Genomic DNA, 25,110 nt, shown 5'->3' with positions numbered 1-25,110 from the left:
GAGGGCGCACACGATGGACGCAGACGTCGACATCGCGCTGGTGGTCCCGCGCACCGGTTCGGCCGGGATCTACGGCCCGTCGTGTGAGGCCTCCGCGGAACTGGCCATCGCCGATCTGAACGCCACCACCGGTCTGTTCGGCAGGCAGGTGCGCCTGCGGGTGGTTGACGGAAGCCGGGCCCCGGACGTGGTGGCAGGCGACATCGCGCGGCTCATCGACCGGGGCCTGGTCGACGCCGTGACCGGCTGGCACATCTCTCCGGTGCGGCAGGCAATCGCCCGGGTGACCGCCAACCGGGTGCCCTATGTGTACGGCCCCCTCTACGAGGGGGGAGAACGCACGCCCGGGCTGTTCCTCACCGGGGAAACGCCGTCCCGCCAGCTGTTACCGGCCATGGACTGGATGCACACCCAGTACGGCATCGACCGGTGGGTGCTGATCGGCAACGATTACATCTGGCCCCGGCAGACGGGGGCGGCCGCGCGGCTGCACGCCCGCGCCGCGGGTAGGCCCCTGCTTGATGAGATCTACGTGCCCCTGGGCACCCAGGATTTCGGTGAAGCCATCAGGCAGGTCGAGCAGACCGGGGCGGCCGGGGTGGTGCTGCTGCTGGTGGGCGGCGACGGGGTGGCGTTCAATCGCCAATTCGCGGCCACGGGGTTGGACGCCACGGTGCCGCGCCTGAGCCCCCACGTGGAGGAGAACATGCTGCTGGCCAGCGGAAGTGAGAGCACCGCAGGACTCTTTGCCGCAGCGGGCTATTTCGAAGCGCTGAACACCACAGCGAGCCTGGACTTCGCCGCACACTACTACGGTCACTTCGGTCCGGCGGCGCCGGCGTTGAACAGTATCGGCGAATCCTGCTACGAGGCGCTGACCCTGCTGATCATGCTCGCCGGGCGCGCCGGCTCCCTGGGCATCGCCGAGTTGACCAGTGCGGCGCAGAACCTGACCTACGTCAGCCCGCGCGGTGAGGTGACCATGCGGGGCAACCAGCTGACCCAGGACATCTATCTGGCCGAGGCGGTAGGCCTGGATTTCGAGATACGGGACCGGATCTCGGCTGCCTAGCTACACGGTGATGGAGAACGAGGCCACCGCCGGGTTGCCGGGGGCAGCAGTCCGGTAGTCGCCCCGGGTCAAGGCGTCGGTGGGCGCGGCCATCGGCTCGAAACAGATCACGTCCTCGGCCGGCGGGGCGAAGATCTGGGCGGCCGGATACCCCTCCAGGAACTGCACCTGGATACGCCGGTCGCCGGCGGACACCGCGAACACAGCGCCGTGGGGCACCTGGTCATAACCGTCGTCGAAAGCCCTGTCACCCAGCACTTCCCGCGCTGCCGGCGCTGTGGTGGACTCCCCGGTGGGCAGACCACGCTCATCAACCGGGAGATGGCGCAGGGCAGGCGTCTCGACCCACCACTGCCCGCGGGGAACGCCCGGGATCTGCAGGTACGGATGGAAGCCGAAGCACAACGGCACCGCAGTGCCGCCGGTGGCGGTGACGGTGGTGCGCAGCGTCAGGGTGCGTCCCGACAGCGTGACGGCGATCTCGAGCAGATGCGGATACGGAAAGCTGGCCAGCAGCTCGGGGTGCGCGGCGAAGTCGAAGTGGGCCACCAGCGTCTGCGCGGACTGCGACACCACCTCCCAGTCCGGGTGCGCGGCCAGCAGCCCGTGGATGGGCAGACCGTTGGGATCGGTGCGCACACCCGCAGCGTCCGGCTCGAAATTGTTGACGCTCAACCTGTTCGCCCAGGGATGGAGCAGCGGCAGGCCCATTGTCTTCCCCGCCGAGATGTAGGTGTCCAGGCCGCGGCGTTGACCGAGCAGTTCGGTACCGTCGTCGCTGAGCGAGATGCCGATCATGCCCGCGTGGGGAACAAAGCGCGCGATCACGGGTCCGTCTTGTAGAGTCACGATGTCCACGATGGTGAGCCTATCCGTTGATGGGATCCTGCTGAATGCGCTCGGCCGGAGCGCCTTTGGCGATCAACGCGGCACGCGCGCGGGTCACCATGGCGGGTCCGCCGGCGATCAGTATCTGCCGGTCACCCCAACCGCCGTAGCGCGTCACGACGTCGGGCAACAGACCGGTCTGTCGCACGTGCAGCCCGCGCGGTGGCTGGGGATCCGGGTAGTCCGAGGCCCACGGCGGATCGCCCGCGTACTCCGAGACCGGGGTGACCGACAACCACGGGTTCGTCGACGCGATCTCCCACAACGTCTTGAGGTCGTACAACTCGCACGGGTAACGGGCGCCGAAGAACAGGTGCACCCGTGGATTCACGCCGAAGCGGCACAGATCCATGATGATGGCCCGCAGCGGAGCCAGCCCGGTGCTGCCCGCCACCATGAGCACATCACCGGCGTCGCGATCCACCTCGAGGGCGCCGTGCGGACTGGACATCTTCCACCGGTCACCCGGACGGGTCTCTTCCACCACGGCGGTGCTGACCATGCCCCCCGAGACCGTTCGCACGTGGAACTCGATGCCCCCGTCCGGCTGCGCGGGAATGGCCGGCGACAGGTAGCGCCAGCGTCGAGGCCATTGCGGCACTTCCACATTCACGTATTGGCCCGGGTGGTAATCCATGGGCCGGTCCAGGTAGAGCCGCACCACAGCGAGGTCGCGGGAGACGCGATTGTGCTCCACCACGGTGCCCTCCCACCAGGCCGGGCCCTCCTCGGCGGCCGCCGCACCGCTCATCACCCCGCCCATCAGGTTGATGGCGTGTCGGGCGGCATCCTCGACCGCAGGGGTCCAGGCTGCCCCCACCTCGTGACGCAACGTGGCGTAGAGCGCGTGGGCCAGCGACTCGTAGTGACGGGGCGCCACCCCGTACTTGCGATGGTCGCGACCGAGTTGGGCCAGGAACGCCACCGGTTCCTCGGCCCGCTGGGCGACGAACTCACCGAGCAGCCAGTTCAGGGCGCGGGTGAAGACCGCACGCTGGGTGGTCATGTCGGGCGGGAACATGTCGCGCACCGACGGGTCGATCGCGAACCAGGTGGTGTAGAAGCGTCCGACCACGGTGTCGGCCGCGGTCAGGGGATCGACGGCGGCCTGTAGCACGGCGAGTGCTTCTCGATCTTCCAGGCCCACCCGGGCGAGTGTAGGCCGTACACTGACGGCCGAGTGGACCCAGGACCTGGAGGGTGCATGCAGGCATTCTGGCGGTATGTGCGCATCCAGGCGATGATGTTCGTCTTCGGGATCGTCGGCCCGATCTTCCTGGTGATCTACTTCGCAGTGCAGCCCGACCCGACGGTGAAGTGGATGTACTGGTGGGGCCTGTTCATCACTGCCGGCGACATACTGCTGGCCCTGTGGATCTTCACAGGCACCCAGGATCAGACCGACAGGTACGACGTGCGGCGGCGACTCGAATTGGCCTCCCGGCTCGCGCGCAACAGATCCGAATAACGCTGTGCGGCAGCCACAGTGTGCGCTGCGCCGCGGTGGAGGCTAACCCGGACGGACAGGGTTCGACTCGCCGCGCGCCGGGCCGCTCCGGTGCATCACCCGGTTGCCGCCCGCCCGTTTCGCGTCGTACATCGCCGCGTCCGCGGTGTGGATCAGTATGTCCACGAGGTCTGAGGTGATCAGGTCCGCCAGCCGTGCGCCTGCGGTGCCGATGCTCGCGGTCACCTGATACGGCACGTCGGCGATGCCACGTCGCAAGCCCTCCGCCCAGTCCGAGGGATGGGTGTCCGGCGCGGTCCGGGCCACGACGAACTCCTCCCCGCCCAGCCGCCCGACAACCGCGCGTGCGCCACTGTTCGCCCGGATCGCATCGGCGACCGCGATCAGCGCCTGGTCCCCGACGGCGTGCCCGCGGGTGTCGTTGAGACGTTTGAAGTCGTCCAGGTCGATCAAGGCCACCACCAGGTGTGTGTCCAGACCGGTGTGCTCGGCCATCAGCAGCTCGTGCACGGCGTGGTGGAACGCCCGGCGATTGAGCAGCCCGGTCAGCGGGTCGTGACCTGCCCTGCGCAGGTCTGTCCGCAGGGCGTGGGACAGCGAGTGGATGCCGAAGGGGACGCCGATGTTCAGGGCCCCCACGATGAGCAGACCCGACCCGGCCAGCGCCAGGTCGCCGGTGGCGGACACCAGCCGGTAGGCGCCGATCCCGGCACAGGTCAGCGCGAGGGCAACGTTGCCCGCCACCAGGGCCGGCGCGTGGAAGTGCGCGATGAAGCCACCGATGATCGCGAACGCCGTGCAGCCCATCACGGTGGCGTAGGGAGCCGACTGCGCCAGGCACGCCAGCGCGGTGGAGACCGAGGCGATCATGCAATAGAGCATCGAATCTCGGCGCGTGGGCCAGCGCCGCAGCCACACCACCGAGGCCAGCGCTCCGAGGCCCGTCGCGATCAACGACACGGCGACGGTCTGACGATGGTCGGGACCGGTGGGGCTGGTGATCAAGATCAGCGGGACGCCGGCCAGCAGACAGGTGAATGCGACGATGGCCGCACGCCACTGCTCTTGCAGGCCACGGTCTTTGAGGTAGGCGGTGTACCAGTCGTAGTGGTCGGGACGCTGCCACCAGCGCACTTCGGTCCCGGCCACGTGGTTCTCCCGCGTTTCTCCCACTCCCCGGCCGGGGAGTTTACCAGCGCGTCAGCCGGGCGCCCCGATCACAGACCGTGAATCCCCTTGTAGAGCACCATCACCCCGATGACCACCAGAATGCCCGCCACCAGCACCGCGTTGTGCTTCTCCATCCACGCCTTCACCCGGGCCAGGGTGGGGTCCAGCTTCGCGCCCGACACCGCGTAGGCCACGATGGGCAGCGCCACGGTGCAGGCGGCCAGTGCCACGAAAACTGCTTCGGCAGCGGGAACACCGGCCCCCAGACCCGAGGTGCCGATCGCCAGGCCCGCGGCGGCGCAGATGAACAACACCTTCGGGTTGACCACGGTGAGCAGGGCACCGATCACGAGCGCTTTGGTGGGGCCTGCTTCGGAGATGTGGCGGGTGCCGGGCATCTGGTGCGGCCGGCTGTGCCTCGTCACCCACCGGAAGATGCCGAACACGATCAGTGCGGCGCCCACCGCGACGCGAACCCAGGACGCCCACGCCGGCGGCTGGCCCCCCAACCCGCCCAGCAATCCGGAAATCCCCACGAACAGCGACGTCAGCGCTGTCAGGCCCGCCACCCAGCCGGCCAGGAACGCCAACCCCGTGGGTTTGGGCCGGGCGGTGTGCAGCACCAGGACGGCCGGGATGATCGACAGCGGCGACAGTGCCACCACCATCGACAGCGGTACCAGTTCTGCCAGCGATGAGCCCCAGCTGTTAGCCACGCCATGAAACTAGCGAATGACGATGACGTTCGCGCACGACGTGGCGAAACGCCCGGGAAACGGTAGTCTCCGATGACTGCCGGCGGACCAGGAGTGTGGCCGTGACACAGATACACCTCGGACACCTTTTCCACATCGGAGGTGGTCCCATCCTCGGCGACGCCGCCGCCGCGCTGGTCTCGGTGCCCGACGGGGCACTGGTGGTGGACGACGGCGGCCGGATCGTCTTCTGCGGGCCGCGTTCGGCCCTGCCCGACGACGACGGGACGGCTGCGGTGCACGACCACCGGCCGGGTTTTCTGCTGCCGGGCTTCGTGGACACCCACATCCACTTTCCGCAAACCTACGCCGGCGACTCCTACGGTGGCGGCCAACTGCTGGAGTGGTTGGAGCAGTGCATCTTCCCCTCCGAGGCCCGATTCGCCGACCCTGAGTTCGCCGCGCAGGCCGCCGTGGAGTTCTGCGATCGCCGGATCGCTGCGGGCACCACCGCGGCGATGGTGTTCGGCTCGGCCTTCCCGCACGCCCAGGATGCGCTGTTCGGTGAGACACGCCGGCGTGGATTGCGCCTCGTGAGCGGGCGGGGCATCCAGACGGTGGGCCCGGCCTCGGCTTCCCCTCTGCTCACCTCGGAGGCCGACGCCATCCGGCTCACACGGGAAGAGATCGACCGATGGCACGCCGCTGACACCGGCAACGTCGACACCGCACTGCTGCATGTCGCGATCGTGCCCCGGTTCTCTCTGTCGGTCACCGTCGAAACCTTGAAAGCCCTTGGCGAACTGTATGACTCGGTACGCCACCGCGGTGTCTACGTTCACAGTCACCTCAACGAGAACAACCGCGCGGGCACCGGCGAGGTGGACTCGACCAAGCAGCTCTACCAGGTGAACACCTATCTGGACACCTACGACGGCAGATTCCTGCCGGGGTCCGCGGTGGGCGGCAAAAGCCTGCTGGGCCGCAGGACCATCCTGGCGCACAGTGTGCACTGCCAGGATGTCGAACTGGCCCGGATGGCCGAGACCGGCACCTCGATCGCCCACTGCCCGGTGTCCCAGCAGTTCCTCGGTTCGGGCACCATGCCGTGGAAGTCGACCGTGGCCTCGGGCGTGAACATCGCTGCGGGAACCGATTTCGGTGGTGGGGACGAGTGGCTGATCCCGCGGGTGCTCAGCGACGCCTTCAAGGTCCACATCAGCGAAGCCGGGGATGACGGGGTGTCGATGCACCCGGGCGAGATGCTGTTCCTCGGTACCCTCGCCGGAGCGAGGGCGCTGGACATGGAGGACCGCTTCGGTAACTTCGACGTGGGCAAGGAGGCCGACTTCGTGGTGATCGACGCATCCCGGGTGCCGGCGCTCAACGCGGCGCTGACCCACGGGGTGCGGTCTGACGATCCCGGCCGGGCGGCCGAACAGACGCTGTTCGCCCTGCTGATGGGGATCCGGGAACCGGCGATCTCCGAGGTGTACGTCCAAGGCCGCCGAGTCGGCCCAGGCTAGAGGTGCTCGTGGACGATCCCGGCCGCGCCGCCACCGTGGTGAGCGTCTTCCATCCGGCCCCGAGCTTCGACACCTGGGCGGCGGAACTCGTGGCATCGGCGGGCCGGGCACCGGGCTTCCTCTCCGGGCGGGTGTCGCTGCACGACGAGCCGTACCTGGATTGGGCGGTCGCCATCACCTTCGCGGACCAGCCGCACACCGACGCGTGGCTGGACGGTGCCGACCGCGCCACGGTGATGCAGGCCGGGACCAACCGCGGGGTGTATCACCGCGCCACCGATCTGGTGCTGGTCGACGGCCGCCCCGGACCCACGGGCGTCGACGCGTTCCGGCACGAGGTGTCCGCCGGACGTGAGCAGGACTTCGCCGAGGCCCAGCGCACGTTGAATCGGGCCAGCGCCAGGTACCCCGGCTTCCAGGGGGCGGCGCTGTTCGGCCCCGGCGACACCCCGACCTGGCTCTCGCTGGTGAGATACCGTACCGCAGAGCAACTCTCGCAGTGGATCGACTCACCCGAGCGCGCAACTGCGCTGGCTCCACTGCGTTCGGTGCTCACCGAGGATTTCGCGGCGCTGACCTCCACCACTCCGTTCGCCACCACGGTGCGCATCGAGAACGGCCGCACCCTGCTGACGCCGAACTGGAAGTCGGCCATGATGGTGCTGCTGGTGCTGTACCCCACGGTGATGCTGCTGTCGCGGTTCGTCGGCCCGGTGTTCGACCGTTACGGCGCCCAGCCGTGGCTGGCGCTGTGGCTGAGCCAGGTGCTCAGCATCGTCGCCATGCAGTGGTATCTGATGCCGTGGGCGACCAAACCGTTCACCCGCTGGCTGGATCCGGTGCGGGGGCGGGGGTGGCGCGTCGGGTTCACCGGGGCCGCAGTGATCCTGGTCGGTTACGCGGCCACGCTGGCGGTGTTCGCGGGCGTGCACTGGTTGCAGTTCTGGGACTACAACAGCTGAAAATGCGGTGCGACGTCAGTGGCCGTAGTGATGAGGCAGTGGAATACGCACCACCAGAAGCGATCTGGCAGCGATGGTGCCGGTGTTGGCGAACCGGTGAGGTGCCGAGGCGTCAAAGCGGATGGAATCCCCGGCATCGAGTTCGGTCACCGTGTCGTTGATGTGCACCGTCAGCGTGCCGCTCTGCAGCACCACCACTTCCTGGCCCTCGTGGCGCACCATCTCCGAGCCGGTGTGGGCGCCGGGATCCAGATGCAGGGAGGCGACCTCCAGTCCGTGCTCGGTGCTGCGCTGGATCAGCCTGCGCACGACACCGCGCCCGATGGTCAGCTCCTGCTGTTCACCGCGACGCACCAGTGACAGCGGTGGGGCGGGCGGCGACTGGAACAACTCACCCACCGCCACCCCCATCGCCGAGGCGATGGCCACCAGCGATCCCACGGAGACACCGGTTTTGCCGCGTTCCAACATGGACAGCATCGAGACGCTCAGGCCGGTGGTGTTCGCGATGTCGACCAGGGTCAGCCCGCGCTCGGCCCGAACCCGCCGGATCTCGGCGCCGAGCCGGCGGGTGGCCAACTCCGACGCGGTCTCCACACCTGGCAGGCCGTTGTCGCCGCCGACACTCATGTCCCTCCCCGGGATCGGAAATCACTGCACTGCAACAGAAAAGGGGTGCCCGCGGGTCGGCGGATGCGGGGGAGCGCGCCGGCCCGCGGGCGGATCAGTGGGCGACGCCGAAGAAGAGTTCCTCCAGCGCTCCCTCGGCGAGCAGGTCCTTGGCGTCTGTTGCGGGACCGAGCGTTCCGTCGGACATGAAGTGCACCTTGTCGACGGCGGGCAGGCAGATGCGGGGGTGTTCTTCGATGATCCAGAGCACACCGGCACCCTGGTCGCGCAGCCGCTGGATGTCCGCGATGCGCTCCCGCACGATCAGCGGCGCCAGGCCGGTGGTGGGCTCGTCGAGCATCAGCAGCGCGGGCGAGCCCACCAGCGCGCAGGCGATTGCCAGCATCTGACGTTCCCCGCCGGACAGCGTGGCTGCCGCCTGGGTGATGCGTTCACCCAGACGGGGGAACTGGGTGAGCACCTGTTTGGTGACGGCCCTGCCCTCGGCCAGGCTGCCGCGGCAGGACACCTGGAGGTTCTCGCCGACGGACAACTCGGGAAAGACGTTGCCCTGCTGTGGGACGTAGCCGATACCGAGCTTTGCGATGGCGTTCTGGGGGACCGCGGCCAGGTCGCTGCCCTTGAAGGTGAGTGATCCGCCGTGCAGGGGCAGCGAGCGTGCGATGGCCTTCATCAGCGAGGACTTGCCCGCTCCGTTGGGGCCCACGATGGCGACGATCTCACCCTCGGCCACCGTGAAGGTGGCGTCGCGGACAACCGTCAGTGGGCCGTAACCGGTGCTGAGACTGCTGGATTCAAGCAACATCTGACTCTTCAGCTCCTCCGAGGTAGATGCGTTTGACGTCGGGATCGGTTCCGATCTGATCGGGCGTACCCGAGGCGATCACCGCTCCGTGTTCCAGCACGTGCACCTGTGCGGCCAGGCCGAGCACGAAGCTGAGGTTGTGGTCGATGACCAGTACGCCGATGCCCCGCGCCGAGATGTCGCGGATGATGGCGGCCAGGGTCTCGATCTGGTTGACCGTCATCGCGGCCGCCGGCTCGTCGAGCAGCAGCATCTGCGGTGCGAGTGCGAGTTGGCGCAGGATCTCGACGAGCTTGGCGTCGCCCGGCGACAGGTCGGCCATGGCGCGGTCGCCGAGGTCGGCGGCATCTGCCTGCTCCAGTTGTGCCCACGCGGCGTCGAACGCCGCGGCCCGCCGGCGCCGGTCCTGCTTCCAACGCAGAAATGGCGTCCAGGGGTAATCGAGTTCGGACCCGCCGGTGGCCAGCGCGATGTTCTCCACCACGGTCATCGACGTGAACCCGATGGGGGTCTGGAAGGTCCGGACCAGTCCGGCCCGGGCCACCTTGTGCGCAGGGAGACCGGTGAGATCGCGCCCGCCGAAGGTGACCTTGCCGGTGTACGGGGTGCCGAAACCCGAGATCACGTTGAACAGTGTGGTCTTGCCGGCGCCGTTGGGGCCGATCAGCGCGGTGATCTCGTGTCCCGAGACGGTGATGTTGACATCGCGCAGGGCGCGCACACCGCCGAATGTCTTGTTGACGCCGATCACCTGGAGATCGGCGGGCGTGGCGCTCATGCACGGTCCCCGTTCAGAATCGTTTCCTTGGCCCGTTCCTGGGCGGGTGTGGCGGCGCCGGTATCCGCAGGAGTGGGTCTGGTGTAGCGCCTACGCAACCGGGCGAAGGTGCCGCTCTCGGACAGCAGCCCGTCGGGCCGCCACCGCAGCAGCGCGATCAAGAGCACTCCGACCAGGAAGGGATGCGCCGCGGCGTGCAGATTGGCGTACTCGTGCGGCACGTCCACCAGGCGCACCATCTCGCTCACCGCAGTGAGCAGCAAGGCGCCGACGATCGGGCCGAAGCGGCTGCCCAGCCCGCCGATCACCAGACCGGCCCAGATGGTGAACGTCAGATTGGAGCGGAACGCCGATGGCACAAGCGCTTCCAGGATCCATGCGTAGGCGGGTCCGACGAGGAACCCACACAGCAGGCCGACGGTGCCGTAGGTGGTCAGCCGCAGGCTCTTGATCGACTTGCCCATCGCCATGGCCAGTGGTTCGTTGTCACGTGCGGCTCGCAGGCTGGCTCCGTAGGACGAGGTGGCGATCCGCGAGCAGATCATCCACAGCGCGGCTGCCATCGCGATGACGATCAACAGCCGGACGTACGGGTAGCCCGAATAGGTGAACTGCATCTCGAACGGTTTGACCACCGAGGTGAGACCGAAGGTTCCGCCGGTCAGGTCTTTCTGGATGATGATGACCTGACGGATGATCTCCGCGAACGCGAACGTGGTGATGAGGAAGTACTCACCGCGCAACCGCAGTGCCGGCCAGCCGATCAACACCGCCACCAGCGCAGTGATGACCGCAGATCCCAGCATGCCCGCCCAGAACGGGAGGCCGAGCCCCGGCACCGCGGAATCCGGTGAGGTGGTGAGCAATACGTAGGAGTAGGCACCCACGGCGATCAGTCCGGCGATGCCCAGGTCCCACATGCCACCCCAGCCGGCCTCCAGGTTCAGCAGCTGGCCGGCCATGACGAACACAAACGCCAATGTGGCGATGGTGACCACGAATTCTATGGAGATCATGCTGCCGCCTCCTTACGGGACTGGAAGGAAAAGAGGCCCTGGGGGCGGATCAGCAGCACGATGATCAGGATGGCGAACGCGACCACCGGCCGGTAGGTGGTGTCGATGACCAACGCGCTCATGTCCATCACCACGCCCAGCACGAGGGCGGCGGCGATGACGCCGAGGATGTTGCCGGTTCCACCCAGCACAGCTGCCGCCAGGACGAGAAGAATGTAGCCCCAGCCGGATTCGATGGACACCGATCCCAGGATGCCGGTCATGATGCCGGCGACTGCCGCCAGCGCACCTGAGATCAGCCACACTGTCGTGCTGACCCGGCCGATGGCCACGCCGCGGATCTGGGCCAGTTCACGGTTCGATGCCACCGCGCGGATGTCTCGCCCGACGCCGGTACGCCCCAGCAGCAGCCACAGCCCGCCGATCACCACGGCGGCCACCAGCAGCAGCACGATCTCACCCGGCGCCACGTCGAAGGGGCCGATGCGCCGAGCTGCGCCCAGGTTGATGTCGAAGACGCGCAGTTCGGTGCCGAAGACGGCGATCATGACCGCGTACGTCACAAAGGCCAGACCCACCGAGGTGAACAGCAGGACGTTGCCGCCGCGGTGCTTGACCGGGTCGAAGAGCAGCCGCCCGCACGCCGCCGCGATCACAGACGTGAGCACGATGGCGCCGGCAATGCCGGCCACCACCCCGACCATCTCGCCGAGGGCCAGGGCCAGTAGAGCGCCCAGCGCCATGAACTGGCCGTGGGCGATGTGCAGGAAGCGTTCGGTGTTGCGCAGCAGGGCAAATCCCGACGTCGCGACTGCCAGCATGCAGCCCGTCAGGAGACCGAACAGCAGGTTGTTCACAGACGTTGCCTTTCAGAAAGGGGGCAGAGCCGAAGGGGTGGGGCGGCAGCTGCGGCCGCCCCGTCCCGACGTGTCACCCCTCGGAGCGCAGGGACGGATCCACCTCGATCTGCTCGCCCGGGGTCCACTCCCCGTTCTGCACGGTGAGGACGGCCAGCAGGGGCGACTCGAGGTTGCCGAACTCGTTCATGTCCAACGTGCTCGACGCACCCTGGAAATTGATGTCCTCGCCGGCGGCCAGGGCGTCCTTGCCCTCTTGGAAGGAGTACACCTCTTTACCCGGCCCGCTGGCGACCTCGATGATCTTGCCCGCGACGTCGGCACCGCTGGTGCTCTGCGCGGCCTCCATCGCGAGCGCGAACAGGATGTACTGGTCGTAGTTGTTGGCGTCGTACATACCGGGCTCGGGCTGGTCACCGGTGGCCGCGGTGAAGCGTTCGGCGTAGGACTTGTAGGCCGGGCTGGCGGTGTCGAAAGCCGTGAGCGCCGCGGACAGCTGGTCGGCGTTGGACAGGGCGGCGACCTCGTGGGTGATCAGGTCGGGGGACACATAGATGGGCTTGTCGTAGCCGCGGCGCTCGATCTCCCGCAGGATCGGGATGCCCGCCTCCACACCCGTGCCGACGTAGAGGGCGTCCGGGTTGCCCTCGAACGCCTTGGCCACCTCGCTGTTGTACGACGAGGCGCCGGGTTCGATGGAGACCCGGTTGATCGAGCCACCGGTCTTCTCGAATGCCTCGGTGGCGACCTCGGCGGGCCCGGAGGCGCCTTCGGTGTTCTGCACGATCATCGCGAGGTTCTTCACGCCGGCGTCCCGGGCCACCTGGGCGACGATGATGCCGGCATCACTGTCCGACGCGGCCACGCGGAAGGAGAACTTCCCGCCCTTGCTGTCAAGGAACGTGGTGCCGCACGACGAGCAGATGTTGGGCAGCTGCCGTTGCTCGATCTGGTCGAAAAGTGCCACCTGGCCGTCGGATTCGAGGCTGCCGAGGACCGATACGTTGCTGACGGAGGTGAGCTTCGAGAAGCCGGCGATGGCGCCGTCCACGGTGGAGCGGTTGTCCTCGGTGACCAGGCGCACATCGCGGCCCATGACCCCACCCGCGGCGTTGATCTCCTCGATGGCGATGTTGGCTGCTGCGATGGCAGGGGGCGTGAACGGGGCGTAGCTGCCGGTGACACCGATCAGCTGGCCGAAAACAATCTCTCCGCCGGCCTGATCGCCGCCGCCGCTGTCGCCACCGCCGCTGCGGTCGCCGTTCTCGGCGCAGGAGGTCAGTGCAAGAGCGAGGGCGGCTCCGGCCGCCAAGACCTTGGTGGCAGATTTCAGCTTCATCAATGACCTCCGTGACGGGATGGGGCTGGACTTGCTGTCCGAGGGATTCCAGACGCAGTTGCTGTGGCCGAGGCTACAATGTGATTGAAAATTGCGGGGACGAAAGCGTTACAGCGGCGTTAATCTTCCGAAGTGGAACTGCACCAGAATTCAAACGTGTTGAAAGACTAGGCCACTGTGATCCAGATCGCAATACTCTGTTGAGGCCCGGTTCGGAGGCCCCGGAGCGGAAAAAGAAAGCCCGTCGACGGCCCTGTGGCTCAGTGGCAACGTACTTTCATTCATCCACGCTGAAGCGAACCTGCACAAACGATGACCGAGTGCGCCAAATGCCGGTGTCTGCCGCCTGAGCCGACGTATCGCGCGTGCTCGGGTCATCGTCGGCGGCTGCGCGTGGTGCTGTGCCGTTACGGCGGCGGTGTTCGGCGGCCCGATGCAATGCGCCTGAATCGACCTGTGGGAGTCGCCGGTAGCGAATCGCGTCGCTGATTCGATGGCACTGTAGTTGGCACCGGTGGTGCTCCGGTAGCCAGAATCCCCGCGGAGCGACTGTTTCGCCGGCGGTGAGAAGACGACCGGGGCGCGTCGTGGGGCCCGTCAGGGCCGGGCCGGGCTGCCCGGATGGATCGGCAGTGCCGCGTCGGGTGGCAGGACGATGGCGTCGACGTCCACACCGGCAGCACGCAGCATGTCGACGTCCGCCGGGCAGGGCCCGCCCACGCTGACGACGCGTTCGCCCAGGTCGGCGGCGACAGCGTGCCAGAAACCGATCTGGATGTGGATGGTGTCGCCGGGGCCGAAGGTGAATTTTTCGCCGGTGGTGACGTTCTCGGCTGTTCCGCGGCCCTCGAGAATGTGGATGGTGTCCTCGGAATAAGCGTGGACGTGTTCGCGATTGCGCTCGCCGGGCTCGAGGACGACGTAGTTCATGTTGGCGGCCACCGCACCGACACCGAGCCACACCACCAGGCGCGCGTCGTTGGAAATGAACGGGACCAGCAGGCCCGGGTTGTCGCGGTGGTGCACCGAGATCTCCGGCCAGGTGTCCGATGCCGGTGAAGGAACCGCAGTCGCGCCGTTGACCGGGGCGTCACCGGGGCACGGGCCGCCCACCAGCCGGGTCCCCGCGGAGGCGCGCAACCGGTACGTCGTGTTCGGCCGGACGTGCACCATCGAGCCTTCGGTCAGCTGATGCGCATCGTCGTCACCGCCCTCGGCGTAGACCGAACCGGAGCCTGCGACAACGTAATAGGCGGCCTCCACCGTGTGGGTGAGGGGCACTGAGATGCCGTCGTCGGTGAATTGCAGATCGTAGAGCCCCCGGCACTTGGCCCCGACGTCCGGTCCGACGATCTCGCGCCAGGATCCGCCCTGGATCAAGCCGGCGTCGGGTCCCCACTCGTCGCGGGTGATGACCCGCATCCCCGCCATCGTCGTCCGCTGCTCAGTCACGCACGGAAGGTTAGCACTGACTTCAGCTCAGTCAAACAAATTTCTAACGGTTTGAACATGGTTGGTGGTGCGGTGAGAGATCGTGTGTGCTTCACCTTAGTTGAACCAACGCGGGTCCAGAGTCATCGGCGGTGGCAGTCACGTATTGGTCAAAGCTGCCGAACGAGTGGCACATACGTGGTTCCGTTGCGGCGCGGATCACAGCGTCCTAGGATTCAGAGCCATTGAAGTACGTCTGGAGGTCGGCGGCCGCCGCCTTCGTAGGAGGTGGGAACAATGCGACAGACAGCGGTGTCGGCTGTCGTGCTGTTCCGTCGCGGCCTGGTGGACGGCGGTGACTGGAGGTTGATAGCAGGGGATGCGACGTCCTCGGCATTCCTCCCCATCCACCTCCTCTGAACGGAGTTCCCATGTCTGCACCTGCCCTTGCGGGCTTTTGGCACCCGATCGCCACTGTTGGCGAAATCGACGACCAGCCGCGCCGATTCACCCTTCTCGACGACTTCGTGGTGGCGTTCCGCGACGAGAACGGTGTGGCCGCCTTCCGCGACCTGTGCATCCACCGCGGCGCGGCCCTGTCTCTCGGGTGGGTCCGCAACGGAAACCTCGTGTGTCCCTATCACGGTTGGCAGTACGGCCGCAGCGGTGCCTGCGTGCGCATTCCGTCTCGGCCGGCCGACGCACCCATCCCGAATGCCGCTCGGGCGACGGCCTACCAGGTGCAGGAGAAGTACGGACTGGTGTGGGTGGCTGCAGACGAGCCGCGTGATGAGATACCCCTGTTTCCCGGTGACATCTACGATCGACCGGGGTGGAAGTCGTTCATCTCCTACCGGGAGGTGTGGAAGACATCCGCTGCCCGCGCGGTGGAGAACTTCATGGATTTCTCCCATTTCCCGTACGTGCACAACGGGCTGCTCGGAACCGAGGACAATGCCGAGATCGCCCCGTACACAGTGGAGAAGCTCGACAACGGCCTGCACTACTGGCTCGAACAGGAGGAGCCCAGCGACCTCTACGGCGCAGGCGGATCGCAGAAGGTGCGCTACGAGTACACCCTGGTGGTCCCGTTCACCATCCACCTGAAGAAGATCGAGATCGGCACCGGTCGCGAAACGATCATCACGCAGTTCACCCTGCCGCGCACGTCGAACACCACCGAATTGTTCGTGTTCATCGTGCGAAACCACTCGCAGGACGAACCCGACAGCACGTTCGGCGATTTCACCAATACCATCATGGAGCAGGACCGCTCGGTGGTGGAGAGCCAGCGTCCGGAGCAACTGCCCGAGTCGCTGCGCGAGGAGCTGCACATCAAGGTCCCGGACGCGGCCAGCCTGCTCTACCGTCAGCGCCTCGCGGCGCTGGCAAAGGTCGAGGTGTTCGGCCCCTACGGCGCCTGAGGCCAACGGTGACAACAGGTTTGCGGTCGGCGCGCGTCACCCGCCGGATCAGGCGCGCCGAGGGCGTCATCGGCCTGACATTGAGTGGAGTGGACGGCGCGCTGCCGTCATGGACACCGGGCGCGCACATCGACGTGCTGTTGCCGTCCGGGCAGTGCCGGCAGTATTCGCTGTGCGGGCCTGTGACGTCCCGCGACTACGAGATCGCGGTACGCGTCGATCCGAACGGGCGCGGCGGATCACGAGAGGTCCACGAGGCGTTGCGGCCCGACACCACGGTGACGATCAGCGAGCCGCGCAACAGGTTCGCGCTGGAGCGAGCACAGTCCTACCTTTTTGTGGCCGGCGGCATCGGCATCACACCGCTGCTTCCCATGGTCGAGGCGGTGGATGCTCTGGGTCTGGACTGGCAGCTGGTGTACTGCGGGCGCACCCGGGCGAGCATGCCGTTCCGCGACGAACTGGAGATGTATTCCGACCGGGTGCGGCTGTGGCCGGATGACGAGCGCGGCGTGGTGGACGTGCCGGGCATCGTGCGAGCTGCGGTTGCCGCCCGGCCGGACGTCGCGATCTACACCTGCGGACCGGGCCCCCTGATCGACGCCATGAAGGCCGCGGTCTGCGCTGCGGGGGCGGCTCCGCTGCGATTCGAACGGTTCACTGCCGCGCCGGAAATGAATCCAACTGTGCCCCAGGGGACGAGTGGTTTCGAGGTTCAGCTGGGAGTCGACGGCCCGGTGTTGGCAGTGGGTGAGAAGCAATCGGTACTGCAGGCGGTGCTCGATGCCGGTGCTGATGTGCTGTACTCCTGCGAAGAGGGGACGTGCGGCAGCTGCCAGACCACGGTGCTCGACGGCGTGGTGGACCACCGGGATGACCTGCTCAGTGACGCCGAGCGTGCCGATCGGCAGATGCTGATCTGCGTGTCCAGATGTGCCGGCGACAGGCTCGTTCTCGACATTCCCGCGCCGTAGGCGGCGGGTCCAGGCCGATCATGTCGTGGCGGGTGGCGTGAGACCGCTGTGATTCACGTACGCTGAAACGGCATTTTTCACTCGGCCTCAACGGAGTTTTCATGGCGCCTTCTCCTTCCGCAGTGCCCGCCGGTACGCGGAAAGCGACCGCAGGTTCAGCTGGTGGCAAGTCCCCGTCCCGGCGGTCCCGAGGAGCGCAGAAAAACGGTGCCGCCGAAGACGACGGCCCGGGCGCTCGGGGCGTGACCAACGCCGAACAGACCATGCTGGTGGTGGGTGCCCGTATCCGCGCCATCCGCTCCCGACAGCAGCTGACCCTGCGCGATGTGGCCGAGCGCACCGGGGTGAGCGTCTCGATGCTCAGCATGCTCGAACGCGGTGTCTCCACCGCGTCGGTGGGCACACTGGTGGCGGTGGCGTCGGCTTTGGGTGTGCACATGTACGACCTGTTCGCCCACCGGGACTCGGCCGACGGCTCGCCGGTGACCCGGCTCGACGAGCAGACCGTGGTACGGATGGGCGAGGGCACCACACGCCGTGTCGCCCACCATGATTCGGCGGCAGGTGTGGAACTGGCCGTCAACGAGTACGAGCCTGGTGGAGCCAGTGGTCCTTCGGCGACCCATCACGACGGTCGGGAGTTCGGTGTCCTGATTTCCGGCCGGCTGACCATCGAAGTGGACGGACAGAGCCACACGCTCGAGCCGGGTGACGCCATCGCCTATTCCTCGGATCGCCCCCATCGCATCGCCAACACCGGCGAGGAGCGTGCGGTCGCAGTGTGGGTTAACCTCGACGACTCATAATTGTTTCAAGCACACTTAATGACTTCGCTCTTGTTGAATGCTACGCTCGATGGGTGACGGCCAGTCTTGATCGCGCGGTACACCCTCCGAGCTGCACAAAACCGGAAGGCAACCCCCGTGCGGGACACGTCGCTGACCACCGCCGAGGCGCAACCGCGAAACGTTTCCTCGGAATCGCCCAGGACTACCGACTTCGGTCAGCCTTAACTTCGCCTCGGAGCGGGGCAGCCCGATGACAACTTCGGTCACCGTGGCTCTCGAGCAGATCGACGTCCAGGTGGGCGAGGTCGATGCCAACCGCGACACCGCGCTCGCGCGCAGCAGGGCGGCCCTGTCCGGCGGAGCTGATCTGGTGGTGCTGCCGGAACTCGCCATCAGCGGATACGTGGTGGACCCCGAGTTGGCGGGGCAGATCGCCGAACCGCTCGACGGTCCCACCTCGGCGGCTTTTGTGGCGCTGGCCGCCGAATTCGGGGGTCTGGTGACCTACGGCTTCTGTGAACGCGACGGCAGCGACCTGTTCAACACGGTGGTGATCGTCGATGGCAGCGGCCCGGTCCTGCACTATCGCAAGCTGCATCTGTTCGACCTGGAGAAGGGCGTGTACACCCCGGGAGATCTCGGACTTCCGGTGGCCGACACGATGTTCGGGCGCATCGGCGTCTGCATCTGCTACGACCTGCGCTTCGTCGAAGTCCTCCGTACCATGTCTTTGCGTGGTGCCGAGATCGTCCTCGCCCCAGCCGCCTGGGTCGGCGGGTTCGATCGCACGGTACCGGTGACCGGCGGTACCCGGCACGTCGATTCCGTACTGGCGCAGGCGAATCTGGACCAGGTGGCAGTTGTGGCGGTGAGCCAGGTCGCCGGAGCGGCGCGGGGCGGCCCGGCGACGCTGGGTGGTTCGGTGGCCTGCGACGCATTCGGCGAGGTGCTGGCCGGTCCGTTGTCCCGCACGGCCGCTGATTCGGCGAAGGTGCAGCTGGACCTCGACGCCATCCGGGCAGCACGTGTGCGCGGTGAGCGCATCAGACCACGCGACGACAGGCGTACCGACGTGTACGCAGTGACATACGAAGGGATCACCTGGTGAAGCCGCGGCCGTTCGACTACCACGTGCCGGCCAGTCTCGATGAGGCTCTGGACATGCTGGCCGCCGAACCGGACGACTCCAAGATCATCGCCGGCGGACAGAGCCTGGTGCCGATGATGAACTTCCGGCTGGCCAGTCCCGCCAACCTGATCGACATCAACCGGATCCCGGGGCTGTCAGGAGTGCAGATCGTCGAAGACCGCGTCGACATCGCCACCCGGACCCGGCACATCGAGGTGCAGCACAACACCATCGACGGACCGCTCGGACTGCTGTTGCGTAAGGCGGCCGCCTACGTCGGACATCTGCCCATCCGTACCCGGGGCACGTTCGGCGGGTCCATCGCCCACTGCGACGCCGCCTCGGAGTGGTGCCTGGTGGCTTCCCTGCTCGACGCCGAGATGACCGCTGTCAGCAGGGCGCGCGGGGAGCGCAGCATCGCCGCGGCAGACTTCTTCCAGTCGATCTTCACCACGGCCCTGGCCCCCGACGAGATACTGGTGAAGGTGTCGCTGCCCGTGCTCGACGACACCTGGAGTGCCGGTATTGCGGAATTCGCCCGTCGCGCCGGTGATTTCGGAATCGTCACCGCCACCGCCGCCGTACAGGTGGTGGACGGGATCGTGCAGCAGGCCCGCGTGAGCGTGGGCGGTGTCAGTGAGGTGCCTTTCCGCAGTGCCGCAGCCGAAACACTGCTGATCGGTCAGCAACTCACCGACGAGGTGGCGACGGCGGCCGCCGAGGCCACCGCCGACGAGGTGGACCCGCCCAGCGACACCCACGGTGATGCCGAATACCGCCGGGATCTGGTCCGGGCGCTGCTGCCGCGCGCCCTGAACCGCGCCGGCCTGGTCGGCGCCTGATGGCCGCAGCACCCACCGAACCCGGGACATGGACCGGGCGGGCGCTGCCCCGGCTGGAGGATCCCGCGATCGTGCGCGGCTGGGGGCGCTATGTCGGTGACATCGCCGCGCTCAACCAGCGTTGTGCGCACGTACGTTTCATCCGCAGCACGGTGGCGTCGGGCCGCATCGTCTCGGTCACTGCTGCTGCGGGTGTGCAGCTGTTCACCGCCGCCGACCTGACCGGGGTGGCACCCATCCGCGCCGCGCTGCAGCGCCCCGATTTCGTGGCCGTGGGCACCCCGATCCTGGCCACGGACGTGGTTCGCTTCGTCGGCGATCCCATCGCCTTCGTGGTGGCCGAATCGGAGGCCGCCGCAGAGGACGCAGCCGAGTTGGTGGACGTGGAGATCGAGCCGTTGCCGCCGGTCCTCTCGGCGGTGCAGGCACTGACCGAGGGTGCACCCGTGGTGCACAATTCGGTGCCCGAGGACCACCCGAACGCGCCGAACACCGTGGTGGACGGCCGGATCACCACCCCGGGCGCCGAGGAGGCGTTCGCCGCCGCGGATGCCATCGTCGGGGTCCGGGTCAGCTCCGGGCGCCAGAGCGCCATGCCGCTGGAGGCCAGAGCGGCGCACGCTGCCTACGATCCGGGCACCGGACGTTCCACGCTGCACGCGACCCTGCAGATGCCGCACGTCACGCGTACCGGTATCGCGGACTGCCTGGGGATGGCCGAGGACGACCTGCGAGTGGTCGCGCCGGACGTCGGCGGCGGTTTCGGGGCCAAGATGACGCTGGCCCGAGAGGACGTCGCACTGGTGTGGGCGTCACGACACCTGCGCCGCGACCTGGCCTGGATCGAGACCCGCGAAGAGAACTTCCTGGCCTCGTGGCACAGCCGCGAACAGGTCTACGACATCGAAGGCGCATTCACCGCCGACGGCGTATTGCTTGCTCTGCGTGGTGATCTGATCTGCGATGTGGGCGCCTACTGCTGTTACCCGGTGACGTGGGCGGTCGAACCGCTGATGGCGCTGGCCGAGTTGCCCGGGCCGTACAAGGTGGGCGAGTACGACGTGCGCTCACGGGCGGTGGTCACCAACAAGTGCCCGATCGCGCCCTACCGCGGAGTGTCACGACCCATGCAGGTGCTGGCGATGGAGCGGCTGATGGACCGTGCCGCCGCGCAGTTGGATTTCGGCAAGGTGGAGATCCGGGACAGGAACCTGGTCTCGGAGTTCCCGCACCGCGCGCCCACCGGCCTGGTGCTCGACCTGGCATCACACCGCGAAACCCTCTCCACAGCAGCGCAGTTGGCCGATCTCGAAGACTTCGCGCTACGGCAGGCCCGAGCTCGTGAACAGGGCCGCTATCTGGGGATCGGGTTCTCCTGTTTTGCCGAACGCACCGGGTACGGCACGCCGGCGTTCGCAGCGCGGTCCCGGCCGTTCGGTCTGGACTCCAGCCGGTCGGCTCCGGTGATCACCCCCGGCTTCGAGCGGGTGATCCTGACCATGGACCCGTCCGGCGGTCTGACCCTGCGCATCGGTGCCTCCCCGCACGGCCAGGGCTTGAAAACGTCGCTGGCGCAAGTGGTGTGCGACGAACTCGGGATGCGGCCGGAGCAGGTGCGGGTGATCGCCAGCGACACCGACGCCACCCCCTACGGTTGGGGTAGTTTCGCCAGCCGCGCCATGGTGATCGCCGGAGGCGCCTCCCTGATCGCAGCCAGAGATCTGGCCGAACGGATCCGCGGACTGGCTGCCGATCGACTGGGCGGGCTGCCCGACGACATCGTGCTCGACAACGGCAAGGCACGGCTTTCCGGCTCCGACCGGGCCGTCGATCTCGCGGTGATCGCGCGCGACACCTATCACTCCAGCCACCTGATCCCGGACAAGGGCGAGGCGGCGTTGGAGAGCATCGGCACCTACGACCCGTCGGGCACCTTCGCCAACGCCTGTCACGTCGCCGAGGTGGAGGTGAATCCACTGACCGGACATGTCGAGATCACCCGTTTTCTGGTGGCCGAGGACGCCGGCAGGCTGATCAACCCGGCCATCGTGGACGGGCAGATCCACGGCGGTGTGGTGCAGGGCATCGCGAACGCACTGTTCGAGGAGCTGATCTACGACGACAGAGGGGTTCTGGTGACGACGTCGCTGATGGACTTCCTGCCACCCACCATCGCCGAGGTGCCCGACATCGAGATCGCGCACATCTACACGATGTCGCCCGCATCGCTGACCGGCGCCAAGGGGGTGGGCGAAGGCGGGACCATCGGCGCACCCGCCGCGATCGCCAATGCCATCAGCGATGCGCTGAGTCCGCTGGGTGTCGAGGTGTTCCATCTGCCCGCCACGCCGCACCGTATCCGCAGCGCGATCCGCGAGGGTCGCGATGTCCGCCCCGCCAGTCACCCCGCCGACGGCACCACCCCCGCACATCCGCAGGAGAACGCATCATGAGCCCACTTCGCCTGTACGTCAACGGCGATCGGTACGACATCGACGTCGAGCCACGCCGCACCCTGGCGGACGCGCTCCGGGAGGACTGCGGACTGACCGGCACCCACCTGGGCTGCGAGCACGGGGTGTGTGGTGCCTGCACCGTCCTGATGGATGGCCAACCGATTCGGGCCTGCCTGATGTTCGCGGTGCAGGCGCAGGGCGCCTCGATCCGAACCGTCGAGGGGCTGGCGCCGGACGAGAGCACGCTGCACCCGGTACAGCAGGCCTTCTGGGACAACCACGGCCTGCAGTGCGGATTCTGTACTCCAGGTTTCTTGACTCTCATCGCCGGCTTCCTGGAGGAGAACCCGGACGCCGAGGAGGGCGAGGTCAAAGAGATGCTCTCCTCGAATCTCTGCCGCTGCACCGGATATCAGAACATCATCAAGGCCACGCTCAGCGCTCAGCGCGTGATGCGCGGAGAGGACGCCGTCGCCGACGAGACGCCCGCATGATCGGGGCCCGCGCCAAGCGCATCGAGGATCCCGTGCTGCTCCGCGGCGCGGGCCGATTCGCCGCGGACAACGACTATGCAGGCGAACTGCACATGCGGGTGGTGCGCTCACCCGTCGCCCACGGCCGGCTGGTCTCGGTAAATCTGTCGGCGGCACTACTGGTCGATGGGGTGGTGGCGGCGTGGAGCCATGCCGACATCGACACGCTGCCGGCCATCGCCTTTCGCCTGACCCCGAGACCGGAACTGCTGCCGTACCGCCAGCCGGCGCTGGCCCGACGCTACGTCCGCTACGTCGGTGAACCGGTCGCGGTGGTGTTCGCCACCTCGGCCTACATCGCCGAGGACGCCGCCGAGTTGGTCGAGATGGACATCGAAGCGCTGCCCCCGCGCATCGACGCCGACGCCGAGCCGTGCGCCTGGATCGACGCGGAGCAGGCCACCTGGGCCGCCGGAACGGGCGTCCGTGTCGCCGAACAGGATTCGGAAGCAACCTCTTTCGTCGAGGAGTACGGAGACGTGGATGCGGCGTTCGCCGGAGCCGAGGCTCTGGTAGCGGCGGGCACTCACCGCATCTTCGAGATGGACGCCCGGATCGGCAGGCATTCCGGGGTTCCGATGGAGTGCCGGGGTCTGGTGGCGGCCTACGACGAATCCGAACAGCAACTGGTGGTGGACGGCGCAGCGAAGGTGCCGTTCTGGAACCGGGAGGCCATCGCGGCCATCTCCGGGCTGCCGCCGCACCGAGTCCTGGTGCGCGAGACGCACGTCGGGGGTGGTTTCGGTCCGCGCGGTGAGCTCTACCCCGAGGACGTCCTGGTCACTGTCGCCGCCATGCGGCTGCGTCGGCCGATCAAGTGGATCGAGGATCGGCAGGAACATCTGCTGGCCACCAACCATTCTCGCGGTCAGCATCACCGGTTGAGGGCGCTGGTGCGCGTCGCGGACGGCTGGATCGAGGCGCTGGACGCGGACTTCATCCTCGACCAGGGCGCCTACGTGCGCACGCACGGCGCCACCGTGGCCTCGCTGACGGCGTCGATGTTGCCGGGGCCGTATGTGATCCCGCATTTCCGGGCCACCGCCCACGTTCGTCTCACCCACAAGACCCCAGCCGGGACCTACCGCTCACCGGGCCGGTACGAAGGCACGTTCGCGCGGGAGCGCCTGGTGGACAAGATCGCTCGAGAGCTGAGCCTGGACCCGGTCGAAGTGCGGCGGATCAACTTCATCCCGGTGTCGAAGATGCCGTACGAGCGGCCCATCCAGGCCATGGGCACGCACCTGGTGCACGATTCCGGGGATTACGAACTGCTGCTGGACAAGGTGTCGCAGAAGTTCGGTTTCGCCGAGATCCGCGCCGGCGTGGAGGCCAGACGGGCGGCCGGTGAGCTCGTCGGTTTCGGATTCGGCTACTTCGTGGAGAAGAGCGGAATCGGGCCGTACGAGGGTGCCCGGGTGTCGGTCGACGGAACCGGGCTGGTCACGATCAGCTGCGGAGCGTCGTCGGTGGGGCAGGGGGTGGACACCGTGCTCGCCCAGATCGTGGCCGACACCCTGTCCGTGCCACACGATTCGATCCGGGTGGTGCGTGGGCGCACTGACCAGTTCGAGTACGGCCGTGGGGCTTTCGCCACCCGGCTGGCGGTGATGGCCGGCTCTGCGGCAGCCCATGCCGCGGAAGCCCTGGCGGACAAGGCCCGCCGGGTGGCGGCTCACCACTTCAAGGTCAGCGTCGAAGAGACACAGATGGTCGAGGGAGCGGTCGCGGTCATCGAGGACCAGCAGAAAGTGCTGAGCCTGGGGGAGATCGCCCACCTGCTGGAGCCGATGCGCGCGGGGGAGATGAAGGAGGAGCCGGGACTGTCGGCCGACGGCTGGTTCCGCTCCGACCACATGACCTACCCCTACGGGCTGCACGCCGCGTTGGTGTCGATCGACCGTGGCACCGGCAACGTGACCATCGAGCGTTTCATCGTCGGTTACGACGTGGGACGCGCGCTGAATCCCATGCTGGTGGAGGGGCAGATCGCCGGCGGGGTGGCCCAGGGCATCGGCGGGGCGATGTACGAGGAGTTCCGCTACGCCGAGGACGGCACCCCGACGAGCACGACGTTCATGGACTATCTGATTCCGACGGTGCTCGAAGTCCCGGATGTGGAGATGCTGGTCACCGAAGACGCACCGAGCCCGATCAATCCGCTGGGCGTCAAGGGTGCCGGCGAGGGCGGCACCACCGCGGTGGCTGCGGCCGTCGCCTCGGCCGTGGACGACGCCATCCGGGTACCCGGCAGCATCACCTCGGTGCCGATCCGTCCGGATATGGTCCGCCGTCTGGTCAAATCAATTTCAGTGACATAGAATATT

General features: G+C 67.4%; 23 protein-coding genes. 12 read left to right on the top strand and 11 right to left on the bottom strand.

From position 1 onward, the window contains the following. Positions 1–13: 13 nt before the first annotated feature. Positions 14–1,072: a substrate-binding domain-containing protein gene (locus G6N58_RS04290; RefSeq protein WP_115279593.1), complete on the top strand. Its 1,059-nt coding sequence runs from the start codon at positions 14–16 to the stop codon at positions 1,070–1,072. On the opposite strand, the gene G6N58_RS04285 is transcribed toward G6N58_RS04290, so the two are convergent. Further along, entirely contained in the window at positions 1,073–1,930 is an 858-nt protein-coding gene (locus G6N58_RS04285) for an aldose 1-epimerase (protein ID WP_115279594.1), read from the bottom strand. A 10-nt stretch (positions 1,931–1,940) separates the two neighbouring features. After that, positions 1,941–3,107: an FAD-binding oxidoreductase gene (locus tag G6N58_RS04280; RefSeq protein ID WP_115279595.1), complete on the bottom strand. Its 1,167-nt coding sequence runs from the start codon at positions 3,105–3,107 to the stop codon at positions 1,941–1,943. Positions 3,108–3,164: 57 nt separating this feature from the next. On the opposite strand from G6N58_RS04280, the gene G6N58_RS04275 reads away from it, so the two are divergent. Next, complete coding sequence (locus G6N58_RS04275) at positions 3,165–3,428, top strand: hypothetical protein (RefSeq protein ID WP_115279596.1); 264 nt, start codon at positions 3,165–3,167, stop codon at positions 3,426–3,428. A 42-nt stretch (positions 3,429–3,470) separates the two neighbouring features. Here the strand turns inward: G6N58_RS04275 and G6N58_RS04270 are convergent, their stop codons facing one another. Continuing rightward, positions 3,471–4,577, bottom strand: a complete 1,107-nt coding sequence (locus tag G6N58_RS04270) for a GGDEF domain-containing protein (protein ID WP_115281822.1) — start codon at positions 4,575–4,577, stop codon at positions 3,471–3,473. A 68-nt stretch (positions 4,578–4,645) separates the two neighbouring features. Beyond that, positions 4,646–5,314 carry a GAP family protein gene (locus G6N58_RS04265; RefSeq protein WP_115279597.1) on the bottom strand — a complete coding sequence of 223 codons (669 nt, stop codon included), beginning with the start codon at positions 5,312–5,314 and terminating at the stop codon, positions 4,646–4,648. Between the two features lie 101 nt (positions 5,315–5,415). On the opposite strand from G6N58_RS04265, the gene G6N58_RS04260 reads away from it, so the two are divergent. Continuing rightward, positions 5,416–6,819, top strand: coding sequence for an amidohydrolase family protein (locus G6N58_RS04260; protein WP_115281823.1), 1,404 nt, complete (start codon positions 5,416–5,418; stop codon positions 6,817–6,819). Between the two features lie 8 nt (positions 6,820–6,827). After that, on the top strand, positions 6,828–7,781 hold the full coding sequence (locus G6N58_RS04255; protein ID WP_232067728.1) for an antibiotic biosynthesis monooxygenase: 954 nt from the start codon (positions 6,828–6,830) through the stop codon (positions 7,779–7,781). A 15-nt stretch (positions 7,782–7,796) separates the two neighbouring features. Here the strand turns inward: G6N58_RS04255 and G6N58_RS04250 are convergent, their stop codons facing one another. The 7 genes from G6N58_RS04250 to G6N58_RS04220 form a co-directional block, all read right to left on the bottom strand. After that, positions 7,797–8,411 (bottom strand): helix-turn-helix domain-containing protein, encoded by a 615-nt coding sequence (locus tag G6N58_RS04250; RefSeq protein ID WP_068918721.1) that lies wholly within the window; start codon positions 8,409–8,411, stop codon positions 7,797–7,799. A gap of 94 nt (positions 8,412–8,505) precedes the next feature. Continuing rightward, positions 8,506–9,216 (bottom strand): ABC transporter ATP-binding protein, encoded by a 711-nt coding sequence (locus G6N58_RS04245; RefSeq protein ID WP_115279598.1) that lies wholly within the window; start codon positions 9,214–9,216, stop codon positions 8,506–8,508. Beyond that, entirely contained in the window at positions 9,206–9,994 is a 789-nt protein-coding gene (locus G6N58_RS04240; protein ID WP_068918719.1) for an ABC transporter ATP-binding protein, read from the bottom strand. Before G6N58_RS04240 ends, G6N58_RS04245 begins: the two co-directional genes overlap by 11 nt. Further along, positions 9,991–11,010: a branched-chain amino acid ABC transporter permease gene (locus tag G6N58_RS04235; RefSeq protein ID WP_115279599.1), complete on the bottom strand. Its 1,020-nt coding sequence runs from the start codon at positions 11,008–11,010 to the stop codon at positions 9,991–9,993. The genes G6N58_RS04240 and G6N58_RS04235 overlap by 4 nt, the downstream gene beginning before the upstream one ends. Next, positions 11,007–11,867: a branched-chain amino acid ABC transporter permease gene (locus tag G6N58_RS04230; RefSeq protein ID WP_068918717.1), complete on the bottom strand. Its 861-nt coding sequence runs from the start codon at positions 11,865–11,867 to the stop codon at positions 11,007–11,009. Before G6N58_RS04230 ends, G6N58_RS04235 begins: the two co-directional genes overlap by 4 nt. A 73-nt stretch (positions 11,868–11,940) precedes the next feature. After that, positions 11,941–13,206, bottom strand: coding sequence for an ABC transporter substrate-binding protein (locus tag G6N58_RS04225; RefSeq protein WP_083230921.1), 1,266 nt, complete (start codon positions 13,204–13,206; stop codon positions 11,941–11,943). 597 nt (positions 13,207–13,803) lie between these two features. Further along, positions 13,804–14,658: a cupin domain-containing protein gene (locus tag G6N58_RS04220; RefSeq protein ID WP_147289365.1), complete on the bottom strand. Its 855-nt coding sequence runs from the start codon at positions 14,656–14,658 to the stop codon at positions 13,804–13,806. 410 nt (positions 14,659–15,068) lie between these two features. Here G6N58_RS04220 and G6N58_RS04215 point away from each other — a divergent pair, with 410 nt between their 5' ends. From G6N58_RS04215 to G6N58_RS04180, 8 genes are all read left to right on the top strand, one after another. Next, on the top strand, positions 15,069–16,061 hold the full coding sequence (locus G6N58_RS04215) for an aromatic ring-hydroxylating dioxygenase subunit alpha (protein ID WP_115279601.1): 993 nt from the start codon (positions 15,069–15,071) through the stop codon (positions 16,059–16,061). Between the two features lie 8 nt (positions 16,062–16,069). Then, positions 16,070–17,035: a PDR/VanB family oxidoreductase gene (locus G6N58_RS04210; RefSeq protein ID WP_232067727.1), complete on the top strand. Its 966-nt coding sequence runs from the start codon at positions 16,070–16,072 to the stop codon at positions 17,033–17,035. Positions 17,036–17,277: 242 nt separating this feature from the next. Then, a complete protein-coding gene (locus tag G6N58_RS04205; protein WP_068918713.1) occupies positions 17,278–17,841 on the top strand; it encodes a type II toxin-antitoxin system RelB family anti-toxin in 564 nt (187 codons plus the stop codon). A 232-nt stretch (positions 17,842–18,073) separates the two neighbouring features. Then, complete coding sequence (locus G6N58_RS04200) at positions 18,074–18,931, top strand: nitrilase-related carbon-nitrogen hydrolase (protein WP_115279604.1); 858 nt, start codon at positions 18,074–18,076, stop codon at positions 18,929–18,931. Beyond that, positions 18,928–19,794 carry an FAD binding domain-containing protein gene (locus tag G6N58_RS04195; protein WP_115279605.1) on the top strand — a complete coding sequence of 289 codons (867 nt, stop codon included), beginning with the start codon at positions 18,928–18,930 and terminating at the stop codon, positions 19,792–19,794. Before G6N58_RS04200 ends, G6N58_RS04195 begins: the two co-directional genes overlap by 4 nt. Continuing rightward, positions 19,794–22,247, top strand: coding sequence for a xanthine dehydrogenase family protein molybdopterin-binding subunit (locus tag G6N58_RS04190; protein ID WP_115279606.1), 2,454 nt, complete (start codon positions 19,794–19,796; stop codon positions 22,245–22,247). Before G6N58_RS04195 ends, G6N58_RS04190 begins: the two co-directional genes overlap by 1 nt. After that, the gene (locus G6N58_RS04185) at positions 22,244–22,744 is read left to right on the top strand and encodes a (2Fe-2S)-binding protein (RefSeq protein ID WP_068918709.1); all 501 of its coding nucleotides are present in this window, start codon (positions 22,244–22,246) and stop codon (positions 22,742–22,744) included. The genes G6N58_RS04190 and G6N58_RS04185 overlap by 4 nt, the downstream gene beginning before the upstream one ends. Next, on the top strand, positions 22,741–25,104 hold the full coding sequence (locus G6N58_RS04180) for a xanthine dehydrogenase family protein molybdopterin-binding subunit (protein WP_115279607.1): 2,364 nt from the start codon (positions 22,741–22,743) through the stop codon (positions 25,102–25,104). The genes G6N58_RS04185 and G6N58_RS04180 overlap by 4 nt, the downstream gene beginning before the upstream one ends. The last annotated feature ends 6 nt before the right edge of the window (positions 25,105–25,110 follow it).

Origin of the sequence: Mycolicibacterium tokaiense (assembly GCF_010725885.1) — a bacterium.
GTDB classification, from domain to species: Bacteria; Actinomycetota; Actinomycetes; order Mycobacteriales; family Mycobacteriaceae; genus Mycobacterium; species Mycobacterium tokaiense.
The sequence above is the reverse complement of the archived record's forward strand: the minus strand, read 5'-3'. Positions and strand labels throughout refer to the sequence as shown.